The organism is Gordonia oryzae (genome assembly GCF_003797185.1).
GTDB classification, from domain to species: domain Bacteria; phylum Actinomycetota; class Actinomycetes; order Mycobacteriales; family Mycobacteriaceae; genus Gordonia; species Gordonia oryzae.
Window position 1 is genome coordinate 198,007 of record NZ_RKMH01000007.1, and the last position, 13,815, is coordinate 211,821.

General features: G+C 69.7%; 2 protein-coding genes (1 of these 2 only partly in view). Both read right to left on the minus strand.

The features are described 5' to 3' along the window. Complete coding sequence (locus tag EF294_RS11110; RefSeq protein ID WP_123929549.1) at window positions 1-13,776, minus strand: non-ribosomal peptide synthetase; 13,776 nt, start codon at window positions 13,774-13,776, stop codon at window positions 1-3. Next, window positions 13,773-13,815, minus strand: the 3' end of a protein-coding gene (locus EF294_RS11115; RefSeq protein WP_123929553.1) for a non-ribosomal peptide synthase/polyketide synthase. The gene runs 40,253 nt beyond the window's last position; the window shows 43 of its 40,296 coding nt (coding positions 40,254-40,296); the start codon falls outside the window, past its right edge; its stop codon occupies window positions 13,773-13,775. The genes EF294_RS11110 and EF294_RS11115 overlap by 4 nt, the downstream gene beginning before the upstream one ends.

Sequence of the window (13,815 nt, forward strand, 5' to 3'; positions counted from 1 at the left end):
TCAGTCGTGTTTCACCGTACCGTCCTCGACCTCGTTATCGGCACTCCGCCCCGGTCTCCTGCCCTCCTCCACTACGGAATCGAGCGCCCTCAGTTCGGCGTCGAGCACAGGGCCGATGAGGGCGAGCGATGCCGCGTCGGCCATCCCGAGATGGTGCGTGGCGACGTCGACGTTGCGGATCTTCCCGGACACGTAGGCGCGCCACCCCTCGGCGATGGTGCTCGGGTCGTCCTTGTCCTCGGTCGCGGTGAACACCTGCAGATCGCCGAGGAAGACCGCGGGCACGAAATCCAGGACCACCTGCGGCGCCACCTCGAAGCTCGTCATGATCCGGTCGACTTGATCGGCACCGAGCAATCCCATGCCCTCGATCTGGGCCCGGATGATCGCGGTGACCTCCTCCGGTGTCGACGCCTGCACGTCGTCGCCGAGATCGAACAGGTCGCGCCAGCCACCGAGGACATCGACGACGACCGAACCGTCCTGCTCGGCGCCGGGTCGTGCGGTCGCCTCGGGCGCCGGCTCGACGGTCTGCTTCCTCGCTCCCTGGTCCTCCGGCACGGAGTCCATGACGCCGAGGAAGTCGACGGTCTCGCCCTCGTTCTGCAGACGTGTGGCCATCGCATGCGCGATCACACCACCGACCGACCAGCCCAGGATGCGATACGGGCCACGCGGTGCGACCTCGCGCATCCTCGCGACATACCGCTGCGCGAGCGCGTGGGCATCGGTGATCGAGGGTTCGCCGCCGACCACATGCGGGTCCTGTAGGCCGTAGATCGGCCGGTCCGCCAGATACGGCGCCAGACCGCCGTAGAACCAGGCCAGCCCACCGGCGGGGTGAACGCAGAACAGCGGTGGCTGCGAACCCTCCGCGCGCAGGGTGATCAGCACGTCGGCAGTCGCGGCGTCGGCCCCGGTGATGCGTTGCGCCAGTCCGCGCACCGTCGCATCCGAGAACAGCCAGGCCAGTTCGATCTCGAGCTGATGCTCGCCGCGCAGATACGCCGCGACCCGCGCCGCCGACAGCGAATTGCCACCCAGATCGAAGAAGCCGTCGCCGGCGCCGACCTCATCGACCCCGAGCACCTCGACGTACGCGGCGGCGACGGCACGCTCGACGTCGTTGCGCAGCGGCTCGAGCGCACGCTCGCTGATCTGCGGCGCGGGCAATGCCCGCTTGTCGAGCTTGCCGACCGGGGTAAGCGGCAGGTGCGCGAGCACTGTCATCGACGCAGGCACCATGTGTGCCGGGAGCCGCCGGATCAGATGCGCCCGAAGATCGGCGATCAAAGTCGTCTGATCGGCGGCGTGGTCGGTCGGCACCACGTAGGCGGCGAGGGCCGAGACCACCGATTCCCCAACTCCGTCAGCACCGACCCCGTCAGCACCGACCCCGATGACGACGGCCGCATCGACGAGGTGGTGCCGGCCGAGTTCGGCCTCGATCTCGCCGAGTTCGATCCGCAGTCCGCGCAACTTGACCTGATCGTCACTACGCCCCACGTATTCGATGACGTGGCGTCCGTCGGGACCGCGACGCCGGCGTGCGAGATCGCCGGTGCGATACATCCGTGTACCGGGCGCACCGAACGTCGCGGCGACGAAGCGTTCGGCGGTCAGACCCGCGCGGTCGAGGTAGCCGCGCGACAGCGCGCACCCGGCGATGTAGAAGTCGCCGACGACACCCTCGGGCACGGGATGCAGCCGGGCATCGAGGACGACCTGCTGCACTCCGTGCAGCGGCGCACCGATCCGCACCGGCGCCCCCGGAGTCGCGATCTCGCCGATGTTGGTGAGGATCGTCGTCTCGGTGGGACCGTAGGCGTTCTGTATCCGCACGTGTGCCGACCAGTGATCCTGCAGCGCCTGCGGCACGGCCTCACCGCCGACGGCGATGCACTCCACCGCCGGCAAGCGGGCCGGGTCGAGGGTCGACAGGGTCGTCGGGGTGAGGAACGTATGTGTCACCTCGCGGTCGATCATGAACTCCTGCAACACCTCCCCACCCACGGCGTCGACCGGTCGATAGGCCAGGGTGCCGTTGTTGGCCACGGCGAGGAGGTATTCGAGGACCGAGGCATCGAAGCTCGGTGAGGCATAGCCCAGCACGATCGGCCCGTCGCCGACGCCGAGTCGCGCGGATTCGGCGCGTGCGAAGTTCCACAGTCCGGTGTGCGACACCGCGACGCCCTTGGGCCTGCCGGTCGAGCCCGAGGTGTAGATGACGTAGGCCACGTTGTCCGGCCGCACCTCCCGCAGCCGCTCCTCGGCGCCGATCGATGCGTCGCCCATCGCCGCGATCTCGGCTGCGGTCGACTCGTGATCGGTTGCCACCCAGTCGAAGTCCTCACCCGGAAGCTCACCCACGGAGACGATCGACAAGCCGAGGACGGCCCCGGAATCCTCGATCATGGCCGAAACGCGCTCGGCCGGATAGCCGGGGTCGATCGGTACGTAGCCGCCACCGGTCTTGGCAACCGCCCAGATCGCCACGAAAAGATCGGACGACCGCGGGATCGCCAGCGCCACCAGTGATTCGGCGCCGACTCCGCGGGCGATGAGCCATCGCGCGAGCCGATTCGAGCGGGCATCGACGTCGCGGTAGGACAGCGTCGCGCCGGAGGGGTCGACGACCGCGGTACGTCTGCGCTGGCCGGCGACCGCCGCGGCGAAGATGTCGGCGAGCACCATGGGCGCCGCCTCGGGTCCGCCGGACACCGGGACCAGCTCATCGATCTGTTGGGCCGGCAGCAGCGGTGCGTCACCGACCGCGGTGCCCGGCTCGGCGGTCAGCCGATCCAACAGTCCAACCAGGCTCGCGGCCATCGCCTCCACGCGGTGCGCATCGAAGAGATCGGTGGCGTACTGCACGGCGCCGGCCCAGGAGTGGCCTGCCGCCGCCGGTGTCACCGAGAACAGCAAGTCGACCTTGGCCGGGATCTCCCCGATCGACAGCGGACGAACCTGCAGACCGGCCACCTCACCGCCGGCGACCGACTCGCCGGCGAGTTCGGCGATCACGGACTGTTCGAGGGTGAGCAGGACCTGGGTCAGTGGCGCAAACGCTTCCGAGCGCACCGGATTGAGGTGGTCCACCAGCGTCTCGAACGGAATGTCGGCGTGGGCGTACGCGTCGAGATCGATGCCCCGGATGCGTTCGAGCAGGCCATGGAAGGACTCCTGAGCCCGATAGTCCGACCGCAGGACCAGGGTGTTGACGAACATGCCGATCAGCGGGTCGAGTTCGGGTCGGCCACGGCCGGCGACAGGAGTGCCGACCGCGATGTCGTCGCTCGCCGAGAGCCGGGCGAGCAGTACCGACAGCGCGGCGTGGATCACCATGAACGGAGTGGCCCGATACTCCTGAGCGAGTGCGGTGATCCGCTCGGCGATCAGGCCGTCGATCTCGAAAGGTGTTGTCGCCCCGCGGGTGGACGCGACTGCCGGACGCACACGATCCGTCGGCAGGTCGAGCACACTGGGCAACCCCGCGAGCTGGTGTGACCAGTAGCCCCACTGCGCGTGCAGGATCGAGCCCGGCTCGTCGACCGACCCGAGGTGCCGGTGCTGCCACACCGCGACGTCGGCGAATTGCAGTGCGAGCGGCTCGAACCGCGGTGGCGTTCCGGCCACCCGTGCGTGGTACGCGGTCACCAGATCGGCGACGAGCGGCGCCAGCGACTCGCCGTCGGCGGCGATGTGGTGCAGCACCAACACGAAGACGTGCTCCTCGGGGTTCGCCGACCACAACCGGGCGCGCAGCGGGAAATCGACGGTGACGTCGAATCCCGTTGTCGCCGCCGCCCCGAGGTCGTCGCGGCTCCCGGCGATCTGCCAGTCGACCGGCGCGGATACCGGGTGGACGAGTTGCTCGGGCACACCGGCGTTCTCGGGGAAGGTGGTGCGCAGGATCTCGTGGCGGGCGACGACGTCGAGGACCGCGGCGTGCAAGGCCTCGACGTCCAACGCGCCGTGCAGGGCCAGCGCCGCAGGCACGTTGTAGGCCGGTGAGGTGGGGTCGAACCGGTTGATGAACCACATGCGTTGCTGCGCAAGGGACAGCGGCACGCGGTCGGGTCGTGGCGCAGGTGGCACCATCGCCGGACCCGATACGCCCCGGCCGCCGGCGAGGGCGGCGAGTTCCCGGATGCTCGGCGCCTCGAAGACATCACGGACCGAGATCTCGCGTCCCAGCGCCTCACCGGCGCGCGCCGCCACCCGCATCGCCGACAGCGAGTTGCCGCCCGCATCGAAGAACGATTCGGTCACACTGACCTGCTCGACGCCGAGCACACCGGCAAAGACTTCGGCGAGCACCTGTTCGGCCTGGGTGGACGGTGCCACGACTTCCCGCGACTCCTGTTGCGGTGCAGGTAGTTCTCGGCGCGAGATCTTGCCAGCGGCATTGAGCGGCATCTGGTCAATCAGCACCCAGATGGTCGGCCGCATGAACTCCGGCAGCGTTCGGGTCACGGTGGCCTTGACGGCATCGAGGTCGAGGGTGTCGGGTGCGAGATAACCCACCAGCGATTCGCCGGCAGGTGTGGCGACGACCGTCGCGGCGGCATGCACGACCCCTGGGGCGGAGGTGAGCACGGCCTCGATCTCACCGAGTTCGATGCGTTGTCCGCGCAGCTTGGTCTGGAAATCGGTGCGGCCCAGGTACTCCAGCTCGCCCTCGGTGTTCCATCGCACCTGGTCGCCGGTGCGATAGAGCCGAGCGCCGGCCGGTCCATAGGGGTCGGCGACGAACCGTTCGGCGGTCAAGGTGGGTTGGCCGGCGTAGCCGCGTGCCACGAGATCCCCGCCGACGTACAACTCACCGGGCAGTCCCGGCGGCACCGGACGCAGACGCGCGTCGAGGACGAGCGCGGTGGTGTTCCATAGCGGCGTGCCGATCGGCACGGTGTGGCCGTCGCGCCGGATGTGCTGTACCGCGGCATAGATCGTCGCCTCGGTGGGGCCGTACTGGTTGTGCAGTTCCGTGGCGGGCAGCAGTCTCCCGATCGCGTCGGCCACCGGGCGGGTGAGCGCCTCACCACCGGTGTGCAGCAGCCGCAACGCCGTGAGTTCGGCCAGGTCGGAGTCGTCGACGATCTCGGCCATCGCCCCGAGCACCGAGGGCACCAGCGTCGCCGAGGTGACGCCGTGATCGATCATGCGGCGCGTCACCAGCACCGGGTCGCGGTGCTCTCCCGGGTGGAGCAGGACGAGCCGACCGCCGCACCCCACCGGGCGGACGATTTCGATGATCGCGGGGTCGAAGGTGTACTCGAGTTGTTGCAGCACAACATCGTCCGGGCCGAACCCGTAGTAGTCGCGGTCGAAGGCCAGGTGCGTGCTCAGCGCCCGGCGTGAGACAGTGACACCCTTGGGTCGACCGGTGGACCCGGAGGTGAAGATGGTGTAGGCCGCGTGCTCGGGACGAACCGTCGCGAGGCGTTCGCCTGCGGTGACCGCGATGCCGCCGGAGTCGACGGCACCGGGATACACGGCGGTGACGGCGTCGACCGTCAGGGTCTGCACATCGGGCAGTGCGGCGATCCCGTCGGGGATCGGGCCGGGTCCGACGAGGACGAGTGCCGCGCCGGCAACGTCGGTCATGTAGCGCACCCGATCTGCCGGTGCACCGGTGTCGATCGGCACGAATTGCCCGCCGGCAACCCACACGGCGTGGATCGCCACGATCATCTCCACCGAACGCGGGATGCACACGGCCACAGCCGTATCCGGCCCCACTCCCGACGCGATCAGTTCACGGGCGAGGATGTTCACGCGGGTCGATAGTTCGGCGTAGTCGACTACCCGCTCATCGGCGATCACCGCGATGGCCCCGGGGGTGTCAGCGGCCCGGCAGGCCAGCAGATCGGTGACCGCATCGCCGTCGACCGGTACCACCGCACCGTGCGACCAGTCGTCGAGTAGCGTCGCGGTGGCCGAATCCACCAGCGGCACTTCGGCGATCGGGGTGTCCGGTGCGTCGACGAAGGTCTGCAGGATTCGGGTGAGTGCGATGGCGAAGATCATCATCTGCGCCTCGTCGAATGCCGCGGGCAGATACGCGAATCGCAGGTGGAGCCGATCCCCGCGCACCGAGGTCGCCAGATTCAGCGGGTAGTGGGTGGAGTCGCTGACGTCCACGCCACGCACCTGTAGTCCCCCGACCGCAGTCGGCGACGCCGACGACAGGGAGGCGGTGTCCACCGGGTACGACTCGTGCACGGTCAGGGTGTCGAAGGCGATGGGAACGCCGCTATGCGCGATGATCTCGGGCAGACCGAGATGCTGGTGGTCGAGGACCGCGGTCTTGTCGTCGTGCAGGGCGCTCGCCAGGGCCGCCAGAGTGGCGTCGGGATCGACGTCGACGACCACCGGCAGCGTATTGATGAACAAGCCGACCATGTTCTCCACGCCGGGTAGATCAGCGGGACGGCCCGACACAGTCTCCCCGAAGGTGACCACACGCGACTCCGAGAGCCGCGAGATCAGCAGCGCCCAGGCGACCTGCAGCACGGTGGCCAGGGTGGTGCCGTGTCGCCGCACCGAATCCTCCAGTGCGGCAGTGAGTTCAGCCGGAACGGTAACGATGTGTTCGGCGGGTCGGTGTGCGACGGTGGCCTCAACACCTGGCGCGACGAGGGTCGGCCCCTGCGCACGAGCCAGTCGTCGTGCCCACGCCTGCAGCCCCGCGCGATCGTCGATGCGGCCGATGTGATGTAGGAAGTCGCGGAAGTCTCCCCCGGAGCCGTCGCCGGTGTAGGCCGATCCGGTGGCATACAGCGCCATCAGGTCGGCCAGGACCAGTGGCCCCGACCAGCCGTCGAACAAGATGTGGTGGTTGGTGATCACCACATCGGTCTGATCGCCGTGACCGATCACCACCACCCGGAGCAGCGGCGGCGACGCGAGGTCGAACGGCTCGTTGCGTTCCTGCCGCGCGATCTCGGCCACCCGATTCGGTGCCGCGGCGTCGTCGGCGAGGCGCACGACCCGCCACCCGGCCCGTGCGTCGGGCGGGATCACCGCGAGGACCGCACCACTGCGGGCCCGCACGAACCCGGAGGCGAGCACCCGGTGTCGGAGCAGCAACTCGTCGGCGGCCGTGCGCAGCCGGTCGAGGTCGACGTTCCCGCCGAGCCGGAGCACCGCCTGGGTGACGTACGCATCGACGACGTCGGCTGCGGTGTCCGCAGTGCCACCCGAGGCAACCGTGGCCGGGCCGGTACCAGCGAGCACCGACTGAAAGTAGAGGCCGCGTTGCAACGGCGACAGCGGCCAGATCGCCGCTCCCGGATACCGCGCCGCCACCTCGTCGAGGTCGTCCTGGGTGGCGTGGCTGCCGGGGACGTCCGACGGTGAGAGACCCACCGGCACACCGGCGTCGACGGCTTCGGTGAGTTCGGCCAGTTCTCGCCGCCACCGCTCGGCGATGTCGGTGGCGTCGGCCTCGGAGAGCACGGCCTCGGCGAATCGCAGATCGGCGGCCAGTACCGGACCGTTGGCACCGGTGGTGACGGCGGCATTGATGGTCAGCGGCGCCATCACCGGCATCGCCCCCGACACCGAGGACGGCAGGAACGGGGCCTCGGGTGCGGGCAGGAAGTCGGAGCCGACGCTGACCTCTCCCCCGCCGTCGGCGGCGGCCCGGTTGCCGAGGTAGTTCAGGGCGATCGTCGGCAGCGGTCGCTGCGCCAGAGGCGAATTCGCCACCGAACGCAGGTCGGCGAATCCGATGCCGTGATCGGGGATCGTCAGTCGTTGTTCCTTGGCCGACTTGACCGCGTGCACGGCGTCGGCACCCGGATCGACAAGCATCGGGATCAGGGTGGTGAACCATCCGACGGTGCGCGAGAGGTCGGCGCGACGCGGGTCCGGGCCGGACTCGAGGATGTCCTCGTGTCGGCCGTGGCCCTCGACGAGGATCGTCACCGCCTGATCGTCGGCGATACCGCGCTGCTGCTGCCAGGACCGGATCGCGCGCGACAGGGTACCGGCGAGAACGTCGTTGACGCTGCCGCCGAATGCTTGCGGCACGGCCGTGAGCAGTGGCCCGGTGGTCGGCGCGTCGACCCGGGCGATCACCGAGCCGACCGTGCGCAGGCGGTCCCGCTGCGGATCGGGGTCGACGCCCAGCCGGGTGGGTGTCTCCGGGATACGCGAGAGCCACAGCGCCAGTTCGGATTCCCGCGACTCGCGCCGATCGGCCAGCGCCAGTTGCCAGGCACGCATCGACGTCGGCTCGCAGCGCACGGTCGGCGGGGTGCCGGCCGACACCGCAGCCGCAGCGGTGAGCAGGTCCTCGATGATGATCGGCCACGACACGGCGTCGACGGCCAGATGGTGGATCACCAGGACCAACCGGGCGGTGTCGGCGCCGACCACCAGCGCGGCCCGCATCACGTGCCCCGCGGCTGGATCCAGTAGCGCTGCCGCGCGGGCATGAGCGGCGCGCAGAGCACCGTCGAAATCTTCTGTGCCGGGGGCACTGTCGGTGATCACACGGTCGATGGCAGCATGCGCGTCGAACGGCTCGCCGGTCGTCAGCGCCCACCCGGATGCGCCGCGGACCAATCGCGCCGTGAGCATCGGATGTGCCGCGCAGACCGCCGCCAACATGATCGCGAGATCGTCGACCGACAGTTCTCTCGGTGCCGCCAGCACCATCGACTGGTTGAAGTCGGCGAAGTCCTCAGGTGCGGGCGAGGTGTCGACCATCCACGAGATGATCGCGCCGAGTTCGGTCGGCCCGGTGGGTCCGCCGGGTGGGTCGGCGAGTACCGGCAGGGCGGTGGCACCGTCGGTGGCCGCGCGGGCCATCGCGCGAACGGTCTTGTGTTCGAAGATGTCTCGCGGGGTGAGCGTCAGTCCGGCGGCCTTGGCTGCCGAGGCGAGCTGGATGGACATGATGGAGTCGCCGCCGAGGGCGAAGAACGATTCGGTCACGCCGACCTCGTCACGACCGAGGAGGCCGGCCACGATCGCGGCGAGAGCGGTCTCGGCGGCGGTGGCCGGCGACACGCGATCGGCGGCCTCGAACACCGGCTCCGGCGCGGGCAGCGCGGCCCGGTCGAGTTTGCCACCCGGGGTGAGCGGCAACTCGGCGAGGACGACCACCTGATGCGGGATCATGTGACCGGCGAGCCGTGCACCGGCGGCGCTCACGATGCGCGCGGGGTCGATGGTGGCGCCATCGTCGGGAACCAGGTAGGCCACCAGTCGCGATCGCCCGGAATCGTCGGCGACACCGAGGACCACCGCCGAGGCCACGTCCGACAGGTCGGTGAGAACGGACTCGATCTCGCCGAGTTCGATGCGTTGTCCGTTGATCTTGACCTGATGGTCGGCGCGCCCGGCGAATTCGATCTGCCCGTCGCGGCGCATGCGTACCAGGTCGCCGGTGGCGTACATCCGCTGCCCGGGGACTCCGGTGAACGGATCGGCGACGAAGGACGTCGCCGTCAGGCCCGGCCGTCCCAGATAGCCGCGAGCCAACGACTCGCCGGTCCCCAGATACAACTCGCCCACCACCCCGCGCGGCACCGGGTGCAGTCGCGCGTCGAGGACGTAGGCGGTGAATCCGCGGACCGGGTGACCGATCGTCACCGGTCGGCCCACTTCGGAGCGGCCGGTGCTCGACCAGACCGTCGCCTCCGACGGGCCGTAGAAGTTGTACATGCGGCGGCCGGGGGCTCCGCGTCGGTCGGCACCGCATCCGTCAGCCCACCGCGCCACCAGTTCCGGTGGGCAGGCCTCGCCACCGGTGACCAGGTTGCGGATCGTGCGACCACGCTCGGCCGGGACCGTCGAGAGCACCGTCGGGGTGATCAAGGCGTCGGTCACCCGATCACGGCTCAGGATGGCACCGAGTGCATCCCCGGCGTAGGCGGCCGGGGGCGCCACCACGAGGGTGTGTCCGAGCGCAACGGACCACATCATCTCCAGTACGGAGGCGTCGAAACTCGGTGAGGCAACGTGCAGGACGCGGGTGTCGGGCGCCTGTTCGGGGGTGCCGGTGATCTCCCGGAGGGCGTCGACGAGACTCGCGATACCCCGGTTGCCGACGCCGACGGCCTTGGGGCGGCCGGTGGAGCCGGAGGTGTAGACGAGGTAGGCCAGGGTGTCCGGGCCGATCTCACCGGCACGGTCGGCCGCGGCCACCGGCGCTGCCGGAAGGGCAGGATCGGTGGCGATCGCGACATCGATCCAGTCGCAGCCACCGGTACCCAGGCGGTGTCGGGTAGCCGCATTGGTGACGCCCAGGCGCACACCGGAATCAGCGATCATGTAGTCGATGCGGTCCTCGGGGTAGGCCGGATCGATGGGCACGTAGGCGGCCCCGGAACGAATCACGCCGAACACCGCCACGACGGAATCGACGGAGCGCTCGAGGCCGACGGCGACCACGTCGTCGGGACGCACGCCGCGGGCGATGAGCTCACGCGCCAACCGGTGGGTGCGCTCGTCGAACTCGGTGTGCGAGAGCACCTCGCCGTCGCAGATCACCGCATCACCGGCCGAATCGAGCACCCGCGCGTCGAGGATGTCGACGAGTGGTCGGGGTGTACTGATGCCGCCGTCGGCGGCGGGCTCAAGGACGCCGGTGGAATTGCGGCTGGGACGCATCGCCGAGAGCGCGGCGTCGTCGACGACGTCGATGTCGCCGACCGCGCGCCGGGGGTCGGCGACCATGGTGGTGACCACCTGCAGCCAGGTCTGCGCACACCGGACGACGGTGTCCTCATCGAACAGCGATGTGGCATAGAGGAAGTCCGCACGCATCGGATGATCGGCGGAACGGTCGGCGACGGCGACCGTCAGATCGAACTTGGCCACCGCGTTCAGCGGTCCGAGCGGGCGTGCGGCCAATCCCGCCACCTGAACCTCAGCCTCGGCGTTTGCGTGGGCGCCGGCGGATTCATGGGTGAACGCGATCTGCACCAGCGGCGGGTAGGCGGTCGAGCGCTCGGGGGCGAGTTCGTCGATGAGGTCGTCGAATTGCACGTCGGCGTGGGCGAAGGCATCGAGGTCGGTCGAACGCACCGCCGCCACGAAGTCACCGATTGGCACTGCCGGATCGACGTCGGTGCGTAGCACGAGGGTGTTGACGAACATACCCACCAGATCGGCGAGCGCGGCGTCGGTGCGCCCGGCGATCGGCGCGCCGATCACCACGTCGGAGGTGGCGGCCAGGCGTGCCACGGTGATGGCGAGCGCCGCATGCGAGAGCATGAATGCCGTCACATCATGTTCGCGGGCAAAGGATTCGAACTTCGCCGCCACTGCGTCGTCGACTTCGACGGAGACGACGCCCGCCGTCGTGTCGAGCACCGCGGGGCGCGGGCGGTCCATCGGCAGGTCGGTGACCGCGGGCAGCCCCGCGAGGTGGGCACGCCAGTAGGCCATCGCTGCGGCGGCCGGCGACCCGGGATCGGCGACGTCGCCGACGACCTCACGCTGCCACAGCGCGAAGTCGGCGTACTGCACCGGCAGCGGCACCGGCGCGTCGATCCCCGCACCGGTGCGGCGCAGATAGGCATTGAGCAGATCCCCGACGAACACCGGCGAGGACTCACCGTCGAAAGCGATGTGGTGCACCGTGATCACCACATCGGAATGCGCGGCGCAATCCTTTGCAGGGCGGTCCTCGCTCCGGTCGGTGCGCACCCGCACCCGGATCGGCAGTCGGCTCGACACGTCGAACCCACCGACGGCGCTCGCGGCGAGTGCGGCCTCGTCGTCGGTGACCGCGAAGTCGAGTTCTCCTGCCGCCGCATCGATCTCGAGTATCCGCTGGTATGGACCGGCATCGTCGGACGGGTAGACGGTGCGCAGCACCTCGTGTCGTTCGAGGACGTCGAGGACGGCCAGCCGCAGGGCGTTGGTGTCGACCGCACCCTCCACCCGCAGGCCCATCGGGATGTTGTAGGCCGACGAGTCGGTGTCGAACTGGTTGATGAACCACATCCGAGACTGCGCGGTCGACAGCGGAAGTCGTTGCGGCCGTGGTCGTGCCGTGAGCTGTGCCCGGGTCCGCCGGCGTCCGGTCAGAGCGGCGGCGAGTCCGCGGACCGTCGGCGTGTCGAACAGATCGCGAACGGTGACGTCCGCGTCGAGCGCCTGCGCCACCCGGGCGGCGACGCGGGTCGCGGCCAGGGAGTTGCCCCCGAGGTCGAAGAACGACTCGGTCACGCTCACCCGATCGAGTCCCAGCACGTCGGCGTAGATCGCGGCGATCTCGGTCTCGGGTCCGGTCTCGGGCGCGACGATCTCACGGACCTCGATCTCCGGCCGGGGCAGCGCGCGACGGGCAACCTTGCCCGCACTGTTGCGGGGCATGACCGCCATCGGCACCCACAGGGTGGGGCGCATGTATTCCGGCAGGGCCCGCGTCAGGGTCGCCCGGACGGCGTCGAGGTCGACGTCGTCGGGACTCACATAACCGACGAGCTGCGCTCCCGCGGGAAGGTCGACGACGGCGGCGGCGGCGTGCACGACACCGGGGGCCGATGCGAGTACCGCCTCCACCTCGCCGAGTTCCATCCGCTGACCACGCAGTTTGACCTGAAAGTCGGTGCGGCCCAAGTACTCGATCTCGCCGGCAGAATTCCAGCGCACCAGGTCGCCGGTGCGATAGAGGCGTGTGCCGGGCGGCCCGAACGGATCGGCGACGAAGCGCTCGGCGGTGAGGGCCGAGGCACCGGCGTAGCCGCGCGCGATCTGGATTCCGCCGAGGTAGAGCTCACCGGGCACGCCGACCGGTACGAGTTGCAGCCGCGCGTCGAGCACGAACGTGGTGGTGCTCGGCACCGGGACGCCGATGGGCACGGTGGCCTCGCCGGGCAGGACGTGGTGGGCAGTGACGTCGACGGCCACCTCGGTGGGGCCGTACAGGTTGTGCAGCTCCAGCGCGGGAAGCTCGGCGAGGACGGCTTGCGCGGTGGCCGCCGCGAGCGCTTCCCCGGAGGTGAACATCGCTCGCAGCGAACACAATTCGGACATGCGCGAGCCGAGGACGTCGACGAAGGTGGCCAGCATCGACGGCACGAAGTGGATGACCGTGACGTTCTCGGCGGTGATCAGCTCGACGAGGTGTTCGGGGTCGCCGTGCCGATCCGGCTCGGCCAGCACGAGGGTCGCGCCGACGGCGGCGGGCAGGAACAACTCCCACACCGATACGTCGAAGGTGATCGGCGTCTTCTGCAGCACGACGTCGGAGTCCTTGAAGCCGTACCACTCCCGCATCCACTCGAGCCGGTTGACGATCGCCGAGTGGGAGACCGTCACCCCCTTGGGCCGCCCGGTGGAACCGGAGGTGAACAGCGTGTAGGCGGCATCGTCGGGCCGGATCGGTGCAAGCCGTTCGGCGTCGGCGATCGGCGGGGTCGCCGGGTCGATCGGTACCGACGTGTCGACGCCGATCACCCGGATCGCTTCGGGTAGGTCGGCGATCGCCGCGGGGGACGCGCCGTCGACGACGAGGACGATCCGGGCGTCGGCGGTGTCGAGCATGTATCGCACCCGGTCAAGCGGTGCGTCGACGTCGAGGGGGACGTAGTGGCCGCCGGCCTCGACGATCGCGTGGATCGCGACGAGCATCTCCACCGAGCGTGGCATCGCCACGCCCACCGCCACATCGGGGCCGACGCCCGCGGCGATCAGCCATCGGGCGAGATCGTTGACGCGCGCCGCGAACTCCGCGTAGGTAACCCGTCGGTCACCGCACACCACGGCCACGCCGGGCGACGCGGCACTCATCCGGACGACCTCGGTCACGCGTTGTCTCCCTCTCTGTGCCGGTTGTCCCCGTGCGGG